This window comes from Kitasatospora sp. NPDC057542, from assembly GCF_042801945.1.
Lineage (GTDB): Bacteria > Actinomycetota > Actinomycetes > Streptomycetales > Streptomycetaceae > Kitasatospora.
The window spans coordinates 1-21,659 of record NZ_JBHVFE010000116.1 but is presented as its reverse complement, the minus strand read 5'-3'; the positions used below and the strand labels follow the sequence as shown (position 1 = coordinate 21,659).

The 21,659-nt window shown below is 70.5% G+C and carries 23 protein-coding genes; 22 read left to right on the top strand and 1 reads right to left on the bottom strand.

Annotation, left to right across the window (positions count from 1 at the left end; translation table 11 throughout):
* Positions 1-102: 102 nt before the first annotated feature.
* The 19 genes from ACFU7Y_RS17280 to ACFU7Y_RS17190 all read left to right on the top strand — a co-directional run bounded on the left by ACFU7Y_RS17280 (position 103) and on the right by ACFU7Y_RS17190 (position 17,788).
* Positions 103-1,227, top strand: a complete 1,125-nt coding sequence (locus tag ACFU7Y_RS17280) for an LCP family protein (RefSeq protein WP_224277580.1) — start codon at positions 103-105, stop codon at positions 1,225-1,227.
* A 162-nt stretch (positions 1,228-1,389) separates the two neighbouring features.
* The gene (rpmE, locus tag ACFU7Y_RS17275) at positions 1,390-1,611 is read left to right on the top strand and encodes a 50S ribosomal protein L31 (RefSeq protein ID WP_153462614.1); all 222 of its coding nucleotides are present in this window, start codon (positions 1,390-1,392) and stop codon (positions 1,609-1,611) included.
* Between the two features lie 134 nt (positions 1,612-1,745).
* Positions 1,746-2,822 (top strand): peptide chain release factor 1, encoded by a 1,077-nt coding sequence (gene prfA / locus ACFU7Y_RS17270; RefSeq protein ID WP_224277578.1) that lies wholly within the window; start codon positions 1,746-1,748, stop codon positions 2,820-2,822.
* Positions 2,823-2,885: 63 nt separating this feature from the next.
* The gene (gene prmC, locus ACFU7Y_RS17265) at positions 2,886-3,752 is read left to right on the top strand and encodes a peptide chain release factor N(5)-glutamine methyltransferase (RefSeq protein ID WP_224277576.1); all 867 of its coding nucleotides are present in this window, start codon (positions 2,886-2,888) and stop codon (positions 3,750-3,752) included.
* A 199-nt stretch (positions 3,753-3,951) separates the two neighbouring features.
* Positions 3,952-4,599 carry an L-threonylcarbamoyladenylate synthase gene (locus tag ACFU7Y_RS17260; RefSeq protein ID WP_224277574.1) on the top strand — a complete coding sequence of 216 codons (648 nt, stop codon included), beginning with the start codon at positions 3,952-3,954 and terminating at the stop codon, positions 4,597-4,599.
* A gap of 32 nt (positions 4,600-4,631) precedes the next feature.
* The gene (locus ACFU7Y_RS17255; protein WP_224277582.1) at positions 4,632-5,273 is read left to right on the top strand and encodes a protein-tyrosine-phosphatase; all 642 of its coding nucleotides are present in this window, start codon (positions 4,632-4,634) and stop codon (positions 5,271-5,273) included.
* A 117-nt stretch (positions 5,274-5,390) separates the two neighbouring features.
* Positions 5,391-6,671 carry a serine hydroxymethyltransferase gene (glyA, locus tag ACFU7Y_RS17250; protein WP_380768565.1) on the top strand — a complete coding sequence of 427 codons (1,281 nt, stop codon included), beginning with the start codon at positions 5,391-5,393 and terminating at the stop codon, positions 6,669-6,671.
* A gap of 172 nt (positions 6,672-6,843) precedes the next feature.
* The gene (locus tag ACFU7Y_RS17245; protein ID WP_380768563.1) at positions 6,844-8,133 is read left to right on the top strand and encodes an MraY family glycosyltransferase; all 1,290 of its coding nucleotides are present in this window, start codon (positions 6,844-6,846) and stop codon (positions 8,131-8,133) included.
* 367 nt (positions 8,134-8,500) lie between these two features.
* On the top strand, positions 8,501-8,875 hold the full coding sequence (locus tag ACFU7Y_RS17240; protein WP_380768561.1) for a hypothetical protein: 375 nt from the start codon (positions 8,501-8,503) through the stop codon (positions 8,873-8,875).
* Positions 8,876-9,160: 285 nt separating this feature from the next.
* Positions 9,161-9,973: a F0F1 ATP synthase subunit A gene (atpB, locus tag ACFU7Y_RS17235; RefSeq protein WP_224277566.1), complete on the top strand. Its 813-nt coding sequence runs from the start codon at positions 9,161-9,163 to the stop codon at positions 9,971-9,973.
* An 89-nt stretch (positions 9,974-10,062) separates the two neighbouring features.
* Positions 10,063-10,305: an ATP synthase F0 subunit C gene (gene atpE, locus ACFU7Y_RS17230; RefSeq protein WP_030302757.1), complete on the top strand. Its 243-nt coding sequence runs from the start codon at positions 10,063-10,065 to the stop codon at positions 10,303-10,305.
* Positions 10,306-10,339: 34 nt separating this feature from the next.
* Positions 10,340-10,900, top strand: coding sequence for a F0F1 ATP synthase subunit B (locus ACFU7Y_RS17225; protein WP_224277565.1), 561 nt, complete (start codon positions 10,340-10,342; stop codon positions 10,898-10,900).
* Positions 10,897-11,712 carry a F0F1 ATP synthase subunit delta gene (locus ACFU7Y_RS17220; protein ID WP_224277563.1) on the top strand — a complete coding sequence of 272 codons (816 nt, stop codon included), beginning with the start codon at positions 10,897-10,899 and terminating at the stop codon, positions 11,710-11,712. The genes ACFU7Y_RS17225 and ACFU7Y_RS17220 overlap by 4 nt, the downstream gene beginning before the upstream one ends.
* 156 nt (positions 11,713-11,868) lie before the next feature.
* On the top strand, positions 11,869-13,443 hold the full coding sequence (atpA, locus tag ACFU7Y_RS17215) for a F0F1 ATP synthase subunit alpha (RefSeq protein WP_224277561.1): 1,575 nt from the start codon (positions 11,869-11,871) through the stop codon (positions 13,441-13,443).
* A gap of 32 nt (positions 13,444-13,475) precedes the next feature.
* On the top strand, positions 13,476-14,390 hold the full coding sequence (locus ACFU7Y_RS17210) for a F0F1 ATP synthase subunit gamma (RefSeq protein WP_224277559.1): 915 nt from the start codon (positions 13,476-13,478) through the stop codon (positions 14,388-14,390).
* Between the two features lie 2 nt (positions 14,391-14,392).
* A complete protein-coding gene (atpD, locus tag ACFU7Y_RS17205; protein WP_224277558.1) occupies positions 14,393-15,838 on the top strand; it encodes a F0F1 ATP synthase subunit beta in 1,446 nt (481 codons plus the stop codon).
* 186 nt (positions 15,839-16,024) lie between these two features.
* Positions 16,025-16,408 (top strand): F0F1 ATP synthase subunit epsilon, encoded by a 384-nt coding sequence (locus ACFU7Y_RS17200; RefSeq protein ID WP_224277556.1) that lies wholly within the window; start codon positions 16,025-16,027, stop codon positions 16,406-16,408.
* A gap of 148 nt (positions 16,409-16,556) precedes the next feature.
* A complete protein-coding gene (locus ACFU7Y_RS17195) occupies positions 16,557-17,057 on the top strand; it encodes a DUF2550 domain-containing protein (protein ID WP_224277554.1) in 501 nt (166 codons plus the stop codon).
* Positions 17,058-17,215: 158 nt separating this feature from the next.
* Positions 17,216-17,788, top strand: a complete 573-nt coding sequence (locus ACFU7Y_RS17190) for a cob(I)yrinic acid a,c-diamide adenosyltransferase (RefSeq protein WP_224277553.1) — start codon at positions 17,216-17,218, stop codon at positions 17,786-17,788.
* 79 nt (positions 17,789-17,867) lie between these two features.
* Here the strand turns inward: ACFU7Y_RS17190 and ACFU7Y_RS17185 are convergent, their stop codons facing one another.
* Positions 17,868-18,488, bottom strand: a complete 621-nt coding sequence (locus ACFU7Y_RS17185) for a hypothetical protein (RefSeq protein WP_380768558.1) — start codon at positions 18,486-18,488, stop codon at positions 17,868-17,870.
* 149 nt (positions 18,489-18,637) lie between these two features.
* On the opposite strand from ACFU7Y_RS17185, the gene ACFU7Y_RS17180 reads away from it, so the two are divergent.
* The 3 genes from ACFU7Y_RS17180 to ACFU7Y_RS17170 all read left to right on the top strand — a co-directional run bounded on the left by ACFU7Y_RS17180 (position 18,638) and on the right by ACFU7Y_RS17170 (position 21,617).
* Positions 18,638-19,855, top strand: a complete 1,218-nt coding sequence (locus ACFU7Y_RS17180; protein ID WP_380768556.1) for a sensor histidine kinase — start codon at positions 18,638-18,640, stop codon at positions 19,853-19,855.
* Positions 19,852-20,502, top strand: coding sequence for a response regulator transcription factor (locus tag ACFU7Y_RS17175; RefSeq protein WP_224277547.1), 651 nt, complete (start codon positions 19,852-19,854; stop codon positions 20,500-20,502). The genes ACFU7Y_RS17180 and ACFU7Y_RS17175 overlap by 4 nt, the downstream gene beginning before the upstream one ends.
* Positions 20,503-20,747: 245 nt before the next feature.
* The gene (locus ACFU7Y_RS17170; protein WP_224277545.1) at positions 20,748-21,617 is read left to right on the top strand and encodes a 3-hydroxyacyl-CoA dehydrogenase family protein; all 870 of its coding nucleotides are present in this window, start codon (positions 20,748-20,750) and stop codon (positions 21,615-21,617) included.
* Positions 21,618-21,659: the final 42 nt, after the last annotated feature.

The window sequence follows — 21,659 nt, the reverse complement described above, 5'->3', positions numbered from 1 at the left end:
GAACAAAGCGGTCCGGGGTTCCGTGCGTCCGGACCGCTTTGTTCCAGAGTCGGGACAACTTGGGGGCGTTTGGATCATCTTGTCCGATTTACTCTGGACCGTATGGCCGAGCACAAGAGGATCCCGAGCCGCCGCCGCAAAGTCCTGCGGACGGCCGCCTGCGCGTTCGCCGCGCTCGTCGTCCTCGGCGCCGGGGCGGCCCTCTTCGGGTACTTCAGGTTCAACGGCAACATCAGGAGCGTCGACATCGACGGCCGGCTCGGCGACGCCCGGCCGCCGGCCGCCACCGACGGCTCCTTCAACATCCTGGTGCTCGGCTCCGACTCGCGGGCCGGTGACAACGGTTCGATGGCCGGCGGGGACACCGGCGACACCGCCCGCTCGGACACCGCGATGGTGGTGCACATCAACCAGGACCACTCCCGCGCCCAGGTCGTCTCGATCCCGCGCGACACCCTGGTCACCCGCCCCGACTGCACCGACGCGGGCGGCAAGCCGGTGTCCGGTGCCAAGCACGCGATGTACAACAGCGCCTTCGAGAGCGGCGGCGCGGCCTGCGCGGTCAAGACCACCGAGCAGCTCACCGGGCTGCGGATGGACCACTACCTGCAGGTCGACTTCGCCGGCTTCGCCCGGGTCGTGGACGCGATAGGCGGGGCCACCGTGACCACCACGGTGGCCATCCACGACAAGGACAGCGGGCTCGACCTGCCGCCCGGCGAGCACCACCTGGACGGGCAGCAGGCGTTGGCCTTCGTGCGCACCCGGCACGGCGTCGGCGACGGCAGCGACCTCGGCCGGATCGAGCTCCAGAAGCAGATGGTGAGGTCGCTGCTGCAGCAGGTCGGGGGGACCGGGCTGTTCACCAACCCGGTCAAGCTGTGGTCGATCGGCGACACCGTGACCAGGAGCATCACCACCGACTCCGCGCTCGGCTCGGTGAACTCGCTGGTGGGGCTCGCCCAGGAGCTCAAAGGGATAGGCCCGGACCAGCTGAGCATGGTCACCCTGCCGGTGGAGACCGCCCCCGGCGACCCGAACCGGGTGGTCCAGCAGCAGCCGCAGGGCGGCCAGGTCTGGTCGGCGCTCAGGGCCGACCAGCCGTTCCCGTCGGCGGTCGTCTCCGCGCAGCCGGAGAACCCCGCCCAGGCCGCCCCCGGCGCGGCTCCCCCGAAGGCCGCGCCGGGCGCCGGGAAGGCCACCCGGAAGGCCGGCACAGGGCACTGAGCGCCGCCCGGAGCGTCCCCCGGAATATCCCCCGGAATATCCCCGGGTGGCCCCCGGTTTGGGAAGATGCGGCCGGTCCTGGCAGACTGGTCCGTCGGTCCCGGTTCACGTGCGGCGCTCCAGCCGCCGACCCGGTGCCCTCCCGAAACCTAGGAGATCCCCTTGAAGCCCAACGTTCACCCCGAGTACGTGGTCACCCGTGTGACCTGCACCTGTGGCGCCGAGTTCGTGACCCGCTCGACCGAGACCAGTGGCGAGATCCGCGCCGAGGTCTGCTCGCAGTGCCACCCGTTCTACACCGGCAAGCAGAAGATCCTCGACACCGGTGGCCGCGTGGCCCGCTTCGAGGCCCGCTTCGGCAAGCAGCACAGCGCGAAGGCCTAGCGCTCGCTCGGCGCCGGTTCCCGGTGCCCCCGTACTCGTTGTCGGGGGCGCTGGGAACCGGCGCCGTTCGCGTCCTCCCGCGCGTTCCCCACCCCAAACACGTTTCCGAGTCCCCGGGAAGAAGGCCACCCCCCATGTTCGAGGCAGTCGAAGAGCTCCTCGTCGAGCACGCCGACCTCGAGAAGAGGCTGGCCGACCCGTCCGTCCACGCCGACCAGGCCAACGCCCGCAAGCTGGCCAAGCGGTATGCCGAGCTGACCCCGATCACCCGGGTCTACCGGCAGTGGCGGCAGGCCGGCGAGGACATTGAGGCCGCGCGTGAACTCGCCGCCGAAGAACCGGAGTTCATCGCCGAGGTGAAGGACTCCGAGGCACGCCGGGACGAGCTCACCGAGGAACTGCGGGTGCTGCTGGTGCCGCGCGACCCGAGCGACGACAAGGACGTCATCCTGGAGATCAAGGCGGGCGAGGGCGGCGAGGAGTCCGCGCTGTTCGCCGGCGACCTGCTCCGGATGTACCTGCGCTATGCGGAGCGGATCGGCTGGAAGACCGAGGTCATCGACTCCAACGAGTCCGACCTCGGCGGCTACAAGGACGTCTCGGTGGCCGTGAAGACCAAGGGCAACACCGAGCCCGGCCAGGGCGTCTGGGCCCGGCTGAAGTACGAGGGCGGCGTGCACCGCGTGCAGCGCGTCCCCGCCACCGAGTCGCAGGGCCGCATCCACACCTCCGCGGCGGGCGTGCTGGTCACCCCCGAGGCGGAGGAGGTCGAGGTCGAGATCGTCGCCAACGACCTGCGGATCGACGTCTACCGCTCCTCCGGCCCCGGCGGCCAGTCGGTCAACACCACCGACTCCGCGGTCCGGATCACCCACCTGCCGACCGGTATCGTGGCGTCCTGCCAGAACGAGAAGAGCCAGCTCCAGAACAAGGAGCAGGCGATGCGCATCCTGCGTTCGCGGCTGCTGGCCGCCGCGCAGGAGGAGGCCGAGCGGGAGGCCTCGGACGCGCGCCGCAGCCAGGTCCGTACGGTGGACCGCTCCGAGCGGATCCGGACGTACAACTACCCCGAGAACCGCATCTCGGACCACCGCACCGGATTCAAGGCGTACAACCTGGACCAGGTCCTGGACGGCGACCTGAACGCGGTGATCCAGTCCTGCGTCGACAAGGACGCGGCGGCCAAGCTCGCCGCAGCCCAAGAGAACTGAGACCGGCGCGCCCCAGCCCGCGTTTCGCCCGAAGCCGGAGCGCAGAAACAAGAGGTCGTACGGATGAACCTGCTGCTCGCCGAGGTGGCCCAGGCCACCCAGCGGTTGGCCGCGGCCGGCGTGCCGTCGCCGCGCTTCGACGCGGAGGAGCTCGCCGCCTACGTCCACAACGTCAAGCGCAGCCAGCTGCACACGGTGAAGGACGCCGACTTCGACGCCCGCTACTGGGAGGCGGTCTCCCGCCGGGAGGCGCGCGAACCGCTCCAGCACATCACCGGGCGGGCGTTCTTCCGCTACCTCGAACTGGAGGTCGGCCCCGGGGTGTTCGTGCCCCGGCCGGAGACCGAGACGGTCGTCGAGTGGGCGATAGACGCGGTGCGCGACATGGACGTGGCCGAGCCGCTGGTGGTGGACCTGTGCTCCGGCTCCGGCGCGATCGCCCTCGCCCTCGCCCAGGAGCTGCCGCGCTCGACCGTGCACGCCTTCGAACTGGACGAGGGCGCGCTGGAGTACACCCGGCGCAACATCGAGGCCAGCCCCGACCGCGCCCGGGTCACCCTGCACGCCAGTGACGCCACCAAGGCCTTCGAGGACGACCGCTCCTGGGACGGCCGCTTCGACCTGGTCATCTCCAACCCGCCGTACATCCCGCTCACCGAGTGGGAGTATGTCGCGCCGGAGGCTCGCGACCACGACCCGCAGATGTCGCTGTTCTCCGGCGAGGACGGCCTGGACACCATCCGCGGCATCGAGCGGGTCGCGGCCCGACTGCTGCGCCCGGGCGGCGCGGTGGTGATCGAGCACGCCGACCAGCAGGGCGGCCAGGTGCCGTGGATCTTCAACGAGGAACACGGCTGGACGGACACCGCCGACCACCGCGACCTGAACAACCGGCCCCGCTTCACGACCGCCCGGAGGGTCGGGTCGTGAAGGATCGAGCGCCGTACGACCGCCCGGAGGGTCGGGTCGTGAAGGATCGAGCGCCGTACGACCGCCCGGAGGGTCGGGTCGTGAACACCGAGCACCGTACGACCGCCCGGAGGGTCGGGTCGTGAACACCGAGCACCGTACGACGGCGCGTAAGGCTGCGCTGTAACGCCATGAGCCACTCCGGAAGGGGACCGCACCGATGAGCCGCCGCTACGACTGTGCCGATGCCGGGGACCGCGCCACCGGTCTGCGCGAGGCCGCCTCGGCCATCCGACGCGGCGAACTCGTCGTACTGCCCACCGACACCCTGTACGGGGTCGGTGCGGACGCCTTCTCCCCGGAGGCCGTCGCCGAGCTGATGGCCGCCCGTGGCCGCGGCCGCAACACGCCCTCGCCGGTGCTGGTCGGCTCGCCGACCACCCTGCACGGCCTGGTCACCGACTTCTCCGAGCAGGCCTGGGAGCTGGTCGACGCCTTCTGGCCCGGCGGGCTCACCCTGGTCGCCCGGCACCAGCCCTCGCTGCGCTGGGACCTCGGTGACACCCGCGGCACCGTCGCGGTCCGGATGCCGCTGCACCCGGCCGCCATCGAGCTGCTGAACGCCACCGGCCCGCTGGCCGTCTCCAGCGCCAACCGGATCGGCGGGGCCGCCCCGCTGACCTGCGACGAGGCGCAGGCCCAGCTCGGCGACGCGATCTCGGTCTACCTGGACGGCGGGGCGGCCGAGGACTCCGCCACCTCGTCGATCGTCGACGTCACCGGCAAGGTCCCGGTCCTGCTGCGGGCCGGTGCGATCAGCGTCGAGCAGCTGAGGGAGGTCGTCCCCGACCTGGAGGCCGGCAGTTGACGCCCACCGCCTCGCTCCACGCCGGGCCGGGCATAGCGCCGTACCTGAGCGTGGGCCCCAGGCCGCTGGACCACTTCCGGATCCTGTTCGTCTGTACCGGGAACATCTGCCGATCGCCGATCGCCGAGCGGTTGACCCGGCGTGAGCTGGACACCCGGCTGAGCCCCCGGGTGGCCGGGCGGATCCTGGTCGAGAGCGCCGGCACCTGGGGCCACGAGGGCGCGCCGATGGAGGACCACGCCGCGACCGTGCTCGACGAGTACGGCGCCGACAGCGGCGGCTTCACCGGCCGCGAGCTGCTGGACGAGCACGTGGTCGAGGCGGACCTGGTGCTCACCGCGACGCTGGACCACCGCGCCCAGGTGATCTCGATGGGCCACGAGGCGGGGCTGCGCACCTTCACGCTGAAGGAGTTCACCCGCCTGGTGCGGACGATAGACCCGGGCACCCTGCCGGACCCGCGGCGCGGCGCCGACGTCACCGAGCGGGCCCGCGCGCTGGTCCGGGCGGCCGCCGCGCTGCGCGGCTGGCTGCTGGCCGCCACGCCGGAGTCGGACGAGCTGGAGGACCCGTACGGGGCGCCGATCGGCATGTTCCGCAACTGCGGCGAGGAGATATTCCACGCGGTCGACCCGGTGGTCACCGCGCTCACCGGGGTTCCCGCGCCGCGCTGACGGGCCGGACGAGTCCTGGCGCCGAACGGGGCCGTCCGGCCGCGGCTCGACGGGCCGGGCGGCGGCAGCGGCCCTACGCTGGGTGACACAGTCCCCGCAGCGCCCGGGAGCCCCGCCATGACCGTCACCGATGCCGAGACCGGCCCGACCACGACGACCGGGCGCCCGTGGGCGTCCGAGGCGCTGCACCGGGCGGATCCGCAGCTGGCCGACCTGCTGGCCGCGGAGGCCGAGCGGCGCGCCGAGACGATCCAGCTGCTGGCGGGGGAGAACCTGACCACCCCCGCGGTCCTGGCGGCGCTCACCGGCCCGCTGATCGACAAGTACGCCGAGGGCTACCCGGGCCGCCGGCACCACACCGGCTGCGCGCTGGCGGATGCCGCCGAGCTGTTGGCGATCGACCGGGCCCGCGAGCTGTTCGCCGCCCCGCACGCCAACGTCCAGCCGCGGTCGGTGACTTCGGCGATGCTGGCGGCGTACGCGGCGCTGCTGCGGCCCGGCGACGGGGTGCTGGCGATGTCGCTGGAGCACGGCGGCCACCTCAGCTGCGGCTCGCGCGCCAACTTCTCCGGGCGCTGGTTCGCCTTCACCGGCTACGGGGTGCGCGAGGACGACGGGCTGATCGACCTCGACCAGGTCCGTGACCTGGCCCGGCAGCACCGCCCCAAGGCCATCGTGGCGGGCTCGATCTCGCACCCCCGGCACCCGGACTGGGCGGCGTTCCGGGAGATCGCCGACGAGGTGGACGCCTACCTGATCGTCTCCGCCGCGCAGACCACCGGACTGATCGCGGCCGGGGTGGCGCCTTCCCCGGTGCCGTACGCGGACGTCACCGTGGCGGCCACCCACAAGCTGCTGCGCGGTCCGCGCGGCGGGCTGCTGCTGTGCACTGCGGAGCTGGCCGAGCGGATCGACCGGGCGGTGTTCCCGTTCAGCCAGGGCGGCGCGGCGATGAACGAGGTGGCCAGCAAGGCGGTGGCCCTCGCGCAGGCCTCCCGGGCCGAATACCGGGCGTACGCGCAGCGGACGGTGTCCGGGGCCCGGGTGCTCGCCGAAGGGCTCGCAGAGGCCGGTGTGCACCCGTTGACGGGCGGTACCGACACCCACCTGGTGACCGCCGACGTGAGCCCGCTCGGGGTGACCGGCGCGGAGGCCGAGCGGCGCTGCGCGGCGGCCGGGCTGCTGCTCGGCAAGTGCGCGCTGCCGTACGACCCGGCGCCGGCCGCCGAGGCCTCCGGCATCCGGCTGGGCACGGGCACGGTGACCAGCCAGGGGATGGGGGAGCCGGAGCTGGCCGAGATCGCCGGGCTGATCGCGCGGGTGCTCGCCGGGGGCGCGGTCGCCCCGGCCGCGGCGCGGGTGCGGGAACTGGCGCTGTCCTTCGCCGGCCGGGCCTGACGGAGATCCTTCGCGGGTATCGGAATCTCCTACCCGGGAGGGCGAACCGCGATGCACGGTCCCGGCGTCCGACTCAATAAGGTGTGTGCCGTGGCGACGCACCTCGAACCCCGGGAAGGCAGGGGAGTACCTTCGGTACTTCCCCGTTCGACAGTGATGCAGGAGGCCAGTGGTGCGTGAGTATCTGCTGGTGCTGTTCTGCACGGCCGCGGTCACCTACCTGCTGACCGGCCCGGTCCGGAAGTTCGCCATCGCGGCCGGCGCCATGCCGCCGGTGCGTGCCCGCGACGTGCACCGCGAGCCCACGCCGCGGCTCGGCGGCATCGCGATGTTCGGCGGGCTGTGCGCGGGCATCCTGGTCGCCTCGCAGCTCGACAACCTGAGCAAGGTGTTCTCGCAGGGCACCGACATCCGCGCGCTGCTGTCCGGCGCCGGGATCATGTTCCTGCTCGGGGTGCTCGACGACAAGTGGGGCGTGGACGCGCTGGTGAAGCTCGGCGGCCAGATGATCGCCGCCGGTGTGATGGTCTGGCAGGGCGTGACGGTGATCACCCTCCCGGTGCCCGGCGTCGGCCCGGTCGCGGTGAGCCCGACCCAGGGCATGGTCATCTCGGTCACCCTGGTCGTCGTCATGGTCAACGCGGTGAACTTCATCGACGGTCTGGACGGCCTGGCCGGCGGCATGGTCTGCATCGCCGCGATGGCCTTCTTCCTGTACAGCTACCGGCTCTGGTACGGCTACACGATCTCCGACGCGGCCCCCGCCGTGCTGTTCAGCGTGCTGCTGATCGGCATGTGCCTGGGCTTCCTGGCGCACAACATGCACCCCGCGCGGATCTTCATGGGCGACTCCGGCTCGATGATGCTGGGCCTGATGCTGGCCGTCGCCGCGATCTCGATCACCGGCCGGGTCGACCCGGACCTGATCAACAACGAGACCGGTTCGCAGACCGCCACCGTGCACGCCCTGGTGCCGATCTACATCCCGCTGCTGCTGCCGCTGACGGTCATCGCGCTGCCGCTGGCCGACCTCCTGCTCGCGGTGGTGCGCCGGACCTGGGCCGGCCAGTCCCCGTTCGCCGCGGACAAGCGACACCTGCACCACCGGCTGCTCCAGGTCGGCCACTCGCACAGCCGCGCCGTACTGATCATGTACTTCTGGGCCGCGCTGATCGCCTTCGGCTCGGTGGCCTTCTCGGTGACCAACACCGGCCGCACCGTCGTCCTGACGCTCGCCGGGCTCTGCCTGGTCGGCATGGTGGTGCTGCTCACCCCCCGGTTCCGGCCGCGCGCCCCGCGGGCGGTGCAGTCCTTCGTCCCCCCGCGCTACCGCCAGCAGCAGACCGGTCCGATGGCCGAACTGTCGGCGAAGGACAAGCAACTCCTCGGTGAAGCCGGCCGGGACTCCGGCATGGGCTCCACCGCGACCGGCCATCACCACAAGGCCACCGGCCGCCGCTGACAAAGGAGTTGATGTTCGCTCACATCGGCTTCACCCGAACGGCGGATCCGTTGCGCCGTTGGTGTGACAGGTGCCACACATTCATGGTAAAGCTCGCATCAAATAGTTTGTGATACCGTTCACGAGTACCGAGAACACGCCGAAAGACCTAGCAGGTGGATGACTTCCGTCCCTGTCGGTCTCCCTCCCCGGGCCCGCCGCTCCAGCGGGCGGCCCGCGGCGACGCCTCGGTCGGTGTCACCCCGCCACCGCTGTGCCCGTCCCCCCGCCACATCGACATGCCGCCGGAGCTGCCGACATGCCGTCCACCGACGCCCGGATCCTCCGAGGCGCCGCGATTCCCACTGCGGCCGCCGGGATCATCGCCATGGCGATCTCTTTCGCCGTCGCCGGTGGGAAGGGCCTGCTCGGCGCCCTGTTCGGCGTGCTGCTCGTGATGGCCTTCTTCAGTTCCGGCCAGGTCGCGCTCGACCGGCTGACCAGGTCGAACCCGCAGATCATGATGGCCGCGGCGCTCCTGGTGTACACCACGCAGATCCTGCTGGTCGGCATCGTGCTCGCGGTCTTCAAGAACACCGAGCTCTTCAACCGGCAGGCCTTCGCGTTCACCCTGCTCGGCTGCGCCCTGATCTGGACGGGCTTCCAGGTGCGCGGTGCGCTCAAGGCCAAGACCTTCTACGTCGACCCCGACGCCTCCGAAAAGAAGGGCGACAAGCCCTCCGACAAGGGGCGTCAACAGTGACGAGGCCCAACTGTCCCCCCAACGAGGGGGGCGGTGTTTATGCCGCGCTGACGGGCTGCTATCGTCCGTCGCAACAACGGAGTACGGGAAGAGGCCTGGTCTGTCCGCACGGCGGACCGATCGCCCCCCGGATCCGCGCAGTCTTCGATGATCCCGCTTCGGTGCAGTGCACTGACGTGCGGGGTCGGCGAGAAACCCATCAAGTTCCAGTGCCGCTCCGTGGTCGCAGGCCACGCCGACACAGCGAGGTTGCCGTAACCATGCGTCACGACGAAGGAGTCCGTGGTGAGTGCTGAACTCACGTCCCTCGCCTCAGGCAGTTGCCACTTCGGGGACGCTGGCTGCGGCTTCCCGGCCCCGGGCCTGAACGAGTTCCAGTTCGAGCCGATTTTCTCGATCGGCAGCTTCGAGTTCAACAAGCCGATGCTGCTCTCGATCATCGTGGCCGCGCTGGTCGTCGTGTTCTTCTGGGCCGCGTTCGCCAAGCCGAAGCTGGTCCCGGGCAAGCTGCAGCTGGTCGGTGAGATCGGCTACGACTTCGTCAAGCGCTCCATCGTGCTGGAGACGATCGGCAAAAAGGGCGAGAAGTACGTCCCGATGCTGGTCTCGATGTTCTTCTTCGTGTGGCTGCTGAACATCATGTCGGTCATCCCGTTCGCCCAGTTCCCGGTGACGGCGGCGATCGCGTTCCCGGCCGGTCTGGCCGCGGTCGTGTGGATCACCTACATGACGCTGACCTTCAAGAAGCACGGTTTCGTCGGCGGTCTCAAGAACCTCTGCTGGCCCTCGGGCATCCCCGGCTGGGTCATGTTCATCCTGGTGCCGATCGAGTTCTTCTCGAACATCTTCGTGCGCCCCTTCACGCTCGCGGTCCGAGCCTTCGCGAACATGTTCGCCGGCCACCTGCTGATCGTGATGTTCTCCATCGCCTCCTGGTACCTGCTCAGCCCGACCCTGGGCGCGCTGTACGGCTCGGCCTCCTTCATCGTCGCCGTCGGCCTGACCGCCTTCGAGCTTCTGGTCCAGTTCCTGCAGGCCTACATCTTCGTGATGCTGGCCAGCAGCTACATCGCCGGTGCCCTGGAAGAGGCGCACTGAGCCAGGGGCTGCGGCCCTCCTGAACCACCCCCGGAACGCCCGGTGGCCAATCACCACCGGATCACCATCCCCGCAAAGGACACATTGCAATGAGCATGCTCGCTGAGGTCGGCGTCTACGGTTCCGTCGCTTCCATCGGCTACGGCCTCGCCGCGATCGGCCCCGGCATCGGTGTCGGTCTCATCTTCGGTAACGGTGTCCAGGCCATGGCCCGTCAGCCCGAGGCCGCCGGCCTGATCCGTTCCAACATGTTCATCGGCTTCGCGCTGACCGAGGCGCTCGCCCTCATCGGCATCGTCATGCCGTTCGTCTTCGGCCAGGGCCCCAAGTAATTCCCGCCGTAGACCCTTCGAGGAAGGTCCAGATATGAGCATCGCGGCTCACCTCGCGGAGGAGGGGGAGATCATGAACCCCCTTCTGCCCGCATGGCCCGAGATCATCATCGGCCTGCTCTGCTTCTTCATCGTCTTCGGGATCCTCGGCAAGAAGCTCCTCCCCAGCATCGAGAAGGTGCTGTCGGAGCGCCGGGACGCGATCGAGGGCGGGATGGAGCGCGCCGAGGCCGCCCAGGCGGAGGCCCAGGCCCTGCTTGAGCAGTACCGCGCCGAGCTCGCCGAGGCGCGCCACGAGGCTGCCCGCATCGTCGAGCAGGCTCGCGAGCAGGGTGCCGCCCAGCTCGCCGAGATGCGCGAGGAGGGCCAGCGCCAGCGCGAGGCCATCGTCGCCGCCGGTCACGCCCAGATCGAGGCTGACAAGAAGCAGGCGACTGCCGCCCTGCGCCAGGACGTGGGCTCGCTGGCCACCCAGCTGGCGTCCCGCATCGTGGGTGAGTCCCTGGAGGACCACGCCCGGCAGAGCGGTGTGATCGACCGTTTCCTGGATGAGCTGGAGGCCAAGGCCACCGTTGCTCAGGGTGCGGCCAAGTGATCGGCGCCAGCCGCGAGGCCCTCGCCGCCGGTCGGCAGAACCTGGAGAGCCTGACCGACTCCACCTCGGTGGACGCGGCCAAGCTCGCCGAGGAGCTCACCGCCGTCACGGCCGTCCTGGACCGTGAGGTGTCGCTGCGCCGAGTCCTGACCGACCCGTCCCGGTCGGGCCAGGACAAGGCCCAGCTGGTCACCTCGCTGCTGACCGGTCAGGTCTCCGGCGAGGCCGTCGACCTGGTCTCCGGTCTGGTCCGGTCCCGCTGGTCGGGCTCGCGCGACCTGGTGGACGCGACCGAGGAACTCGCCGCGTACGCCGAGATCATCGCCGCGGACAAGGCCGGCTCCCTGGACGACGTCGAGGACGAGCTCTTCCGCTTCGGTCGGGTGGTGAGCGGTTCGCACGAGCTGCGGGCCGCGCTGACCGAGCCGAAGGCCGGTGCCGTCGCGAAGGCCGAGCTGATCAAGAAGCTGCTCGGCGGCCGCGCCAACGCCGGCACCGTCCGGCTGGTCACCGCCCTCGTCAACGTGCCGCGTGGCCGTAGCCTGGAGCAGGGCCTTGAGTCCTACTCGAAGCTCGCCGCCGCGCGCCGCGGCCGCGTGGTGGCCCTGGTCACCAGTGCGGTGCCGCTGTCGGACACCCAGAAGGAGCGCCTGTCCGGTGCTCTGGGCCGGATGTACGGCCGCCAGGTCCACCTGAACATCGACGTCGACCCCGAGGTCGTCGGCGGCGTCCGGGTGCAGATCGGCGACGAGATCATCAACGGCACCGTGTCGAGCCGCCTTGAGGGCGCTCGCCAGTCGCTCGAAGGCTGAGCACCGAAGCAGCACATCCGACCCTCGGTCGGGAAACCGGCTCCCCAAGGAGCCGGCACATCGTACGGCCGGTTCGGAAGACCCGGCCGAGAGTCGAATACTTGCGGCCCTCAATGGCGGGCCGAGGATCGCAAACTAGGAGAGCAGGGAAGCCTGATGGCGGAGCTTACGATCCGTCCGGAGGAGATCCGGGACGCGCTGGCCGACTTTGTCCAGTCGTACCAGCCGGACGCCGCTTCTGTGGAAGAGGTCGGCACGGTCACTGACGCGGCGGACGGCATCGCGCATGTCGAGGGCCTGCCCTCGGTCATGGCGAACGAGCTGCTGAGGTTCGAGGACGGCACGCTCGGCCTCGCGCTGAACCTCGACACCCGTGAGATCGGTGTCGTCGTCCTCGGTGAGTTCGGCGGTATCGAAGAGGGCCAGACCGTGCGCCGCACCGGCGAGGTCCTCTCGGTTCCGGTCGGCGACGGCTACCTCGGCCGTGTCGTGGACCCGCTGGGCAACCCGATCGACGGCCTGGGCGACATCGCCGCCACCGGTCGCCGCGCCCTGGAGCTGCAGGCCCCCGGCGTCATGGCCCGCAAGTCGGTCAAGCAGCCGCTGCAGACCGGCATCAAGGCCATCGACGCGATGACCCCGATCGGCCGCGGCCAGCGCCAGCTGATCATCGGTGACCGCCAGACCGGCAAGACCGCGGTGGCCGTCGACACGATCATCAACCAGCGCGACAACTGGCGCTCGGGCGACCCGGAGAAGCAGGTCCGCTGCATCTACGTCGCCGTGGGCCAGAAGGGCTCCACCATCGCGTCCGTCCGTGGCGCCCTGGAGGAGGCCGGCGCGCTGGAGTACACCACCATCGTGGCCGCTCCCGCCTCCGACCCGGCCGGCTTCAAGTACCTCGCCCCGTACACCGGTTCGGCCATCGGCCAGGAGTGGATGTACGACGGCAAGCACGTCCTGATCATCTTCGACGACCTGTCGAAGCAGGCCGAGGCCTACCGCTCCGTCTCCCTGCTGCTGCGCCGCCCGCCGGGCCGCGAGGCCTACCCGGGTGACGTCTTCTACCTGCACTCCCGCCTGCTGGAGCGCTGCGCCAAGCTGAACGACGCCCTGGGCGGCGGCTCGATGACCGGTCTGCCGATCATCGAGACCAAGGCCAACGACGTCTCGGCGTACATCCCGACCAACGTCATCTCCATCACCGACGGCCAGTGCTTCCTGGAGTCCGACCTGTTCAACGCCGGCATCCGCCCGGCCGTGAACGTCGGTATCTCGGTCTCCCGCGTCGGTGGCTCCGCCCAGATCAAGGCCATGCGCTCGGTCGCCGGCCGTCTGCGCCTGGACCTCGCCCAGTACCGTGAGCTGGAGGCCTTCGCCGCCTTCGGTTCCGACCTGGACGCGGCCTCCAAGGCCCAGCTGGAGCGCGGTGCGCGCATGGTCGAGCTGCTGAAGCAGGGCCAGTACCAGCCGTTCCCGGTCGAGGAGCAGGTCGTCTCCATCTGGGCCGGCACCACCGGCAAGATGGACGACGTCCCGGTCGCCGAGATCCGCCGCTTCGAGCGCGAGTTCCTGGACCACGTCCGCCTGCAGCACAAGGACCTGCTCGCCGGCATCGTCGAGACCGGTCTGCTGGCCGACGGCACCGTCGACGCGCTGACCAGCGCGATCGAGGCCTTCAAGCAGGGTTACCAGACCGCTGACGGCAAGCTGCTCTCCGAGCAGGCCTGAGTCCGGTAGCGAGGGAAAGGACGTAACGACCCATGGGAGCACAGCTTCGGGTCTACAAGCGCCGGATCCGCTCTGTCACCGCGACGAAGAAGATCACCAAGGCGATGGAGATGATCTCCGCGTCGCGCATCGTCAAGGCGCAGCGCGCGGTGGCCGCCTCCACTCCGTACGCCGATGAGCTCACCCGGGCGGTGACGGCGGTGGCCACCCGGTCCAACGCCAAGCACCCGCTCACCACCGAGAACCCGGACGCCAAGCGCGCCGCCGTCCTGCTGATCACGGCGGACCGCGGCCTGGCGGGCGGCTACTCGACCAACGCCATCAAGGCCGCCCAGACGCTCACCGAGCGCCTGCGGTCCGAGGGCAAGGACGTGGTGACGTACATCATCGGCCGCAAGGGCGTCTCGTACTACACGTTCCGCGGTCTGACGATCGCGGACTCGTGGACGGGGTTCTCGGACAAGCCGACCTACGGTGACGCGAAGACCGTGGCGGCCGACCTGATCGAGGCCTTCACGGCCGAGACCGGCGGCGTGGACGAGCTCCACCTGATCTCGACCGAGTTCGTGTCCATGCTGACGCAGAACGCGGTGGAGGCGCGGCTGCTGCCGCTGAAGCTGGACGAGGTCCAGCTCAGCGACCAGACGCCGGCCAAGTCGGAGATCTTCCCGCTGTACGACTTCGAGCCGTCGGCGGAGGGCGTCCTGGACGCGCTTCTGCCGCGGTACGTCGAGAGCCGGATCTACAACGCGCTGCTGCAGTCGGCTGCTTCCGAGCACGCCGCCCGCCGCCGCGCGATGAAGAGCGCGACGGACAACGCCGGCGAGCTCATCAAGTCGCTCACGCGGCTTGCCAACTCGGCCCGCCAGGCCGAGATCACCCAGGAAATCAGCGAGATCGTCGGTGGCGCCAACGCGCTCGCTGACGCGAGCCGCGGGAGCGAATGAGTATGACCACCACTGTTGAGCCGACCACGGCGACGGGCCGCGTCGCGCGGGTCATCGGCCCGGTCGTCGACGTGGAGTTCCCCGTCGACGCGATCCCGGACATGTACAACGCCCTGCACGTCGAGGTGGACAACCCCGACGGCACGGGCAAGAAGACCCTGACCCTTGAGGTCGCCCAGCACCTCGGCGACGGCATGGTCCGCGGCATCTCGATGCAGCCGACCGACGGCCTGGTCCGCGGTTCGCAGGTCACCGACACCGGTGCCGCGATCTCCGTCCCGGTCGGCCAGATCACCAAGGGCAAGGTGTTCAACGCCCTCGGTGACGTGCTGAACGTGGACCAGGCGGAGTTCGACAAGCAGGTCGAGGTCCGCTGGCCGATCCACCGCAAGGCCCCCGAGTTCAAGGACCTCGAGTCCAAGACCGAGATGTTCGAGACCGGCATCAAGGTCATCGACCTGCTCACCCCGTACGTCCAGGGTGGCAAGATCGGTCTGTTCGGTGGTGCCGGTGTCGGCAAGACCGTTCTGATCCAGGAGATGATCTACCGCGTCGCCGAGAACTTCGGTGGTGTGTCGGTGTTCGCCGGTGTCGGCGAGCGCACCCGTGAGGGCAACGACCTCATCGACGAGATGGTCGACTCGGGCGTTCTGGACAAGACCGCGCTGGTCTTCGGCCAGATGGACGAGCCGCCGGGCACCCGTCTGCGCGTCGCGCTGTCCGCGCTGACCATGGCGGAGTACTTCCGTGACGTCGAGAAGCAGGACGTGCTCCTCTTCATCGACAACATCTTCCGGTTCACCCAGGCCGGTTCCGAGGTGTCGACCCTGCTCGGCCGCATGCCCTCCGCGGTGGGCTACCAGCCGAACCTGGCCGACGAGATGGGCCTCCTGCAGGAGCGCATCACCTCGACCCGCGGTCACTCGATCACCTCGATGCAGGCGATCTACGTCCCCGCGGACGACCTGACCGACCCGGCGCCGGCCACCACCTTCGCCCACCTGGACGCGACCACCGTTCTGTCGCGTCCGATCTCGGAGAAGGGCATCTACCCGGCCGTCGACCCGCTGGACTCGACGTCCCGCATCCTCGACCCGCGGTACATCGCGCAGACCCACTACGACACGGCCATCCGTATCAAGGGGATCCTGCAGAAGTACAAGGACCTCCAGGACATCATCGCGATCCTCGGTATCGACGAGCTGTCCGAAGAGGACAAGATCACGGTGCACCGTGCCCGTCGCATCGAGCGCTTCCTCTCGCAGAACACCTACGTGGCGAAGCAGTTCACCGGTGTCGAGGGTTCGACCGTGCCGCTGTCGGAGACCATCGAGGCCTTCAACGCGATCGCGGACGGCAAGTACGACTCCGTCCCGGAGCAGGCCTTCTTCATGTGCGGTGGCATCGAGGACCTCGAGAAGAACGCCGCCGAGCTGGCGAAGAAGTAATCGCGGCCGGTAGCAGCTGTGCGTGACCGTGAGGGGTGGGCCCCAGCCCTGGGACCCACCCCTCACGTCGCATCGGCTGTGATTCCGGTCAAATCCGTGCCGCCGGTTTCATGCCGGAGGCGCGGGGCCGTTATTCTTACCGAAACTCCCGAGTAATCGGGCGTTGCATGAGCCTAGGAGCCCACGTTGGCTGAGCTGCACGTCGAGCTGGTCGCAGCCGACCGCAAGGTGTGGTCCGGTGCGGCCACCATCGTCGTCGCCCGTACGGCCTCCGGTGACACCGGCATCATGCCGGGCCACACCCCGGTGCTGAGCGTGCTGGAGACCGGTCCCGTCACCATCCGCACGGCGGACGGCGGCACCGTGATCGCCGCGGTGCACGGCGGCTTCATCTCCTTCGCCGACAACAAGCTGTCTCTGCTCGCGGAGATCGCCGAGCTGGCGGACGAGATCGATGTCGCGCGTGCCGAGCGCGCACTGGACAAGGCCAAGGCGGACCTGGACGCGCACGCCGAGCGGCGTGCCGAGGTCCGTCTGTTCGCGGCGCGCGGCCTCAAGGCCCACGCCTGAGTGCGCCGGACCCCGGCTTAGCGGGGTCGACCGACGGTCCCGGGGACGCGTGAGCGTGACCCCGGGACTGTCGTCGTAGTTGGTAGGTCAGCGCGGTCGCTTGATACGACCGTTACGGGGAACGCGGGTAGCGAGGAGGTAGGTGAGCATGGTCCTCGCGCTTGTGGTGTGTGCGGCGGTCGTGGCCCTGGGTGTGATCGGGCTGATGGCCTTCGCCGTCCGGCGCCGCCTGATCCAGCGGGTCGGCGGCACCTTCGACTGCAGTTACCGCCTCAAAATGCCGGCCGACGCCTCGACGCAGCCCGACCTCGACGAGAACGGCAAGCCCACCTCCGCCCCGGTCCCCCCGACCGACGGCAAGGGGTGGGTTTTTGGTATCGGCCGCTACAGCGGTGACTCGATCGAGTGGTTCCGGGTCTTCTCGTACGCCCCACGGCCGCGCAAGGTGCTGCCGCGCCGGGAGATCGAGGTGCTCGGCCGGCGCTACCCGGAGGGCCAGGAGGAGCTGGCGCTGCTGTCCGGCTCGGTGGTGCTGCGCTGCCTGCACAGCGGGGCCCCGCTGGAGCTGGCGATGAGCGAGGACGCGCTGACCGGCTTCCTGGCCTGGCTGGAGGCGGCCCCGCCCGGGCAGAGGGTCAACGTCGCGTAGCGACGAGACCCTCGGGATGGGGGCGCCCCCGGCCGGAGGCTGGGGGAGGGTCAACGTCGCGTAGCGACGAGACCCTCGGGACGGGGGAGGGTCGATACCGCGTAGGGGCGTTCGGACGCGGGGTTAACGCCGCCTAACCCGGCGGCTAGTCTGGCCGCATGGTCAATCTGACGCGCATCTACACCCGTACCGGCGATGACGGCACCACCGCGCTCGGCGACATGAGCCGGACCAGCAAGACCGATCCGAGACTGATCGCGTACGCGGACGCCAACGAGGCCAACGCCGCGATCGGGGTGGCCCTGGCCGTCGGGGAGCTGCCGGAGGACATGACGGCGGTGCTCGTCCGGGTCCAGAACGACCTGTTCGACGTCGGCGCCGACCTGTCCACCCCGGTGGTGGAGGACCCGAAGTACCCGCCGCTGCGGGTGCTGCAGTCCTACATCGACCGGCTGGAGACGGACTGCGACGAGTACCTGGCGCGGGTGGAGAAGCTGCGCAGCTTCATCCTGCCCGGCGGCACGCCGGGGGCGGCCCACCTGCACCTGGCCTGCACGGTGGTGCGGCGGGCCGAGCGCTCGACCTGGTCGGCGATCGCGGAGCACGGCGACAGCGTCAACCCGCTGACCGCGAAGTACCTCAACCGGCTCTCCGACCTGCTGTTCATCCTGGCCCGGGTGGCCAACAAGGAGCGCGGCGACGTGCTCTGGGTCCCGGGCGAGAACCGCTAGGACGCCGCTCAGGGCACAGACCGAGGGCCCGTTCCCGGACCGCTCCCCCGCGGGAGTCCGGGGACGGGCCCTCGGCGCCTCAGGGCCGTTCGGCCGGGGTGCGGGCGGGGGCGGTGTCGGCGAGGGTCCGCTCGGTGACCACCCGGCCGCTCTCGACCACCACCCCGGCCGGCGCCTCCTTGGGCCAGAGCGAGTAGCAGCCGGCCACGATCACGTTGATGACGGCCGCGAGGCCCAGCTTGAGGTACCACTGGGCGAAGGTGCCGAAGTGGGCGGACCCCGCGGAGAGCGGGACGAGCAGGGTGATCAGGCTCAGTGTGACCGCCGCCGATACGACGGTCCGGCCGGCGACCTGCCACTCGTACCTGGTCCGCTCCGGCCCGTACTTCGGCGAGGGCAGCGGCTTGGGGCCGCCGGCGAAGCGGTACTGGAAGTGCCGGTCGGCCCAGCGGACCAGCGAGGGGCCGTAGCCGATCGAGAAGCCCGCGTAGCTCGCGGCCAGGGCGTGCGTCCAGCTCGCGGTGGCGCCGCCGCGCAGGTCGAGGACGGTGAGCGCGTACAGGGTGAGGTCCACCACCGGCAGGCCGATCAGCAGCGCGGTGCTGGTGCGGCGCCACCGGAGCAGGTAGCGGGCGGCGAGCCCGAGGCCGAGCAGGATCCAGAAGGAGACCTCGGCCGCGACGATGAGGGTGACGATCACGTTCTGCTCCCGGACGATTCGGTGGTGCTTCCAGGCTGGCGCGCGGGCGCGCCGGTGTCGTCGTCGCGCGGTGCCGTCCGGGACTGCATCTTTCGATGTAGCGGGCTCCTCCGCGGACCGGAGACGGGCGGGCCGTCCGGGATGGTGGGATGGGGCACGTGCCCCTCCCGTTCCCCGTCCTCCCCCCGCGCCGGCAGGACCAGCTGATCGCCCTCTCCGGGCTGCTCGGCGGCACGGTGCTGATCGTCTTCAAGGTGTACGACCGGGCCGACCGGGTGCCGCTGTGGGCGGTGCTGGCGCCGATGCTGGTGATGGCGGGGCTGGAACTGGTCCGGCGCACGCGGCCGGTGCTGGCGGTGTCGGTCGGCGGGCTGGCCTTCGCGGGGAGCCTGTTCGCCGGCAGCCTGGTGGCGACGCTGATCATGTACACCGACCTGCTGTACGCGGCGGTGATCTACGGCAGCCCGCGGATGTCCCGGGTGCTGCACCTGACCGGCGGGGCCACGGTGCTGACGCTCTCCACCCTGGCGGCGATCTACAGCGGCACCTCCGCCGCGCTGCTGGTGGTGGTGGCCAGTTCGCTGGTCTTCCTGGGCCCGGTGTGGACCGGCGACGTGGTGCGCAAGCACCGGCAGGAGGCGGAGGCCGAGCGGCTGCGGGCGGAACAGACCGCGCTGCTCTCGGAGCTGGACCGGCGCGAGGCGATCGGCGCCGAACGGGCGCGGATGGCACGGGAGTTGCACGACGTGGTGGCCAACCACCTGTCGGCGATCGCGATCCACGCCACCGGCGCGCAGTCGGTGGCCAGGCGTCGGAACCTGCCCGAGGACGATCCTCTGGTGGAGGTGCTGGCGGTGATCCGGGAGAACAGCGTCCAGGGATTGGCCGAAATGCGTCGCATGATCGGACTGCTCCGGGACAGCGGCGGGGGAGAGGTGGACGAGTCGTACGCGGCGCCCGACCTGGCCGCGGTGGACGCCCTGCTGGCCAAGGCCCGGGCGGCCGGTCAGGACGTCGGCCTGGACTTCGCACTGGACGAGCGCGGCGAGCGCGGCGAAGTGCCGGTGCCGGTCGGGCTGGCCGCGTACCGGATCGTCCAGGAGTCGCTGACCAACGCGCTCAAGCACGCCGGGCCCGGACTGGTGAGCCTGCGGCTGGAGTTCGCGCCCGAGGAACTCCGGGTCGCCGTCGACAGTCCGTACCGGGGTGGGCCGGGCCGCGAACTGCCCGGTGCCCGGGCCGGACTGGTGGGCATGGCGGAACGGGCCGGGCTGCTCGGCGGCAGCTTCGAGGCCGGGCCGAGGGACGGGTACTGGAGCGTGCGCGCGGTGCTGCCGCGCGCCCAGGGGAACGAGGGGCGGGCATGACGATCCGGGTGCTGGTGGCCGAGGACCAGGCGGCGGTACGGGCGGCGCTGGTGATGATCCTGCGCGCCGAGCCGGGGTTCGAGGTGGTCGGGCAGGCCGCCGACGGCGAGGAGGCCGTCCGGCTGGCGCTGGAGCTGCGGCCGGACGTGGTGCTGATGGACGTGCAGATGCCCCGGCTGGACGGCGTCTCGGCGACCCGCGAGGTGGTCGCCGCCGGGGCCGGCCAGGTGCTCGTGCTGACCACCTTCGACCTGGACGAGTACGTCTACGGCGCGCTGCGGGCCGGGGCGTCCGGGTTCCTGCTCAAGGACCTGGAGGCGGACACCCTGATCGAGGGCATCCGCACGGTGGCGCGCGGGGACGGGATGCTGGCGCCCTCGGTGACCAAGCGGCTGATCGGGGCGTTCGCCCGCCCCGAGCGGCCGGTCGGGCCGGAGGCCCGGGCGGCGGTGGGCGCGCTGACCGGCCGTGAGCGGGAGGTGCTGGCCTGTATCGGGGCCGGGATGTCCAACGGGGAGATCGCGGCCCGGCTGGAGATGGCGGAGGCGACCACCAAGACGCACGTCAGCCGCATCCTGGCGAAGCTGAGGCTGCGCAGCCGGGTGCAGGCGGCGATCCTGGCGCAGGACCTCGGGCTGACGGTCTGATCGCCTGACCAGGTCGGTTGCAGATCACACTCTCGATTGCTATTGCACGGCGGATTTGGGCATTAGAGTCCCGCCGTAAGCGAGCGGAGCGAGCGAACCGAAGAAGGGGCGAGCTCCGCGATCGCGACTGCCGAGCGCGAGCGAGGCAGGAGATGTGAGCGGCGCGGCTCGACGGCGGTGACCCCTGCCCTGAGCCGCCTTCAGGGCCCGCCCGCGGGGCGGCGACGGCATCGGGAGACCCAGCCATGAGCAATGCGTCCAGCAAGCAGATCGCCGTGATCGGTGCCGGCCTGATGGGCGCCGGCATCGCCCAGGTGTCCGCGCAGGCCGGCCACCCGGTGGTGCTGCGGGACGTCACCGAGGAGGCGCTGCAGCGCGGTCTCGCGGGCATCCGTGCCTCCTACGAGAAGTTCGTCGCCAAGGGCAAGCTGAGCGCCGAGGACGCCGAGGCCGCGCTGGGCCGGATCACCACCACGACCGACCTGGGCGCCGTCGCCGAGGCCGACATCGTGGTCGAGGCCGTGTTCGAGAAGCTGGAGGTCAAGGAGGGCGTCTTCCGCGAGCTCGACAAGCTCGCCAAGGACGGCGCCGTGCTGGCCTCCAACACCTCCGCCATCCCGATCACCCGGATCGCCGCCGCCACCCAGCGGCCGGAGTCGGTCGTCGGCGTCCACTTCTTCTCGCCGGTCCCGATGATGAAGCTGGTCGAACTGGTCCGCGGCTACAAGACCAGCGACGAGACGCTCGCCGCCGCCCGTGCCTACGCCGAGGGTGTCGGCAAGGAGGTCGTGGTGGTCAACCGCGACGTGGCCGGCTTCGTCACCACCCGCCTGATCACCGCGCTGGTCGTCGAGGCCGCCAGGCTGTACGAGTCGGGCGTGGCCACCGCCGAGGACATCGACACCGCCTGCCGGCTCGGTTTCGGCCACGCGATGGGCCCGCTCCAGACCGCCGACCTGACCGGTGTGGACATCCTGCTGCACGCCGCCCGCAACATCTACACCGAGACCCAGGACGAGAAGTTCGCCGCGCCGGAGATCATGGCCCGCATGGTCACCGCCGGTGACCTGGGCCGCAAGAGCGGCCGCGGCTTCTACCCGTACGAGGGCAAGTGAGCCGGCAGGGCTGAACGACCGGCGGGCCGTGCGATCGCGCAT

Excerpts from the sequence above, each read along its gene's own strand:
- ACFU7Y_RS17240 (WP_380768561.1), top strand. The coding sequence starts at position 8,501 with ATGGCGATCTCTTTCGCCGTCGCCGGTGGGAAGGGCCTGCTCGGCGCC.
- ACFU7Y_RS17170 (WP_224277545.1), top strand. The coding sequence starts at position 20,748 with ATGAGCAATGCGTCCAGCAAGCAGATCGCCGTGATCGGTGCCGGCCTG.
- atpD (WP_224277558.1), top strand. The coding sequence starts at position 14,393 with ATGACCACCACTGTTGAGCCGACCACGGCGACGGGCCGCGTCGCGCGG.
- atpE (WP_030302757.1), top strand. The coding sequence starts at position 10,063 with ATGAGCATGCTCGCTGAGGTCGGCGTCTACGGTTCCGTCGCTTCCATC.
- ACFU7Y_RS17210 (WP_224277559.1), top strand. The coding sequence starts at position 13,476 with ATGGGAGCACAGCTTCGGGTCTACAAGCGCCGGATCCGCTCTGTCACC.
- prfA (WP_224277578.1), top strand. The coding sequence starts at position 1,746 with ATGTTCGAGGCAGTCGAAGAGCTCCTCGTCGAGCACGCCGACCTCGAG.
- ACFU7Y_RS17180 (WP_380768556.1), top strand. The coding sequence starts at position 18,638 with ATGGGGCACGTGCCCCTCCCGTTCCCCGTCCTCCCCCCGCGCCGGCAG.
- atpA (WP_224277561.1), top strand. The coding sequence starts at position 11,869 with ATGGCGGAGCTTACGATCCGTCCGGAGGAGATCCGGGACGCGCTGGCC.
- ACFU7Y_RS17260 (WP_224277574.1), top strand. The coding sequence starts at position 3,952 with ATGAGCCGCCGCTACGACTGTGCCGATGCCGGGGACCGCGCCACCGGT.
- ACFU7Y_RS17195 (WP_224277554.1), top strand. The coding sequence starts at position 16,557 with ATGGTCCTCGCGCTTGTGGTGTGTGCGGCGGTCGTGGCCCTGGGTGTG.
- ACFU7Y_RS17190 (WP_224277553.1), top strand. The coding sequence starts at position 17,216 with ATGGTCAATCTGACGCGCATCTACACCCGTACCGGCGATGACGGCACC.
- prmC (WP_224277576.1), top strand. The coding sequence starts at position 2,886 with ATGAACCTGCTGCTCGCCGAGGTGGCCCAGGCCACCCAGCGGTTGGCC.
- ACFU7Y_RS17175 (WP_224277547.1), top strand. The coding sequence starts at position 19,852 with ATGACGATCCGGGTGCTGGTGGCCGAGGACCAGGCGGCGGTACGGGCG.
- ACFU7Y_RS17280 (WP_224277580.1), top strand. The coding sequence starts at position 103 with ATGGCCGAGCACAAGAGGATCCCGAGCCGCCGCCGCAAAGTCCTGCGG.
- ACFU7Y_RS17225 (WP_224277565.1), top strand. The coding sequence starts at position 10,340 with ATGAGCATCGCGGCTCACCTCGCGGAGGAGGGGGAGATCATGAACCCC.
- glyA (WP_380768565.1), top strand. The coding sequence starts at position 5,391 with ATGACCGTCACCGATGCCGAGACCGGCCCGACCACGACGACCGGGCGC.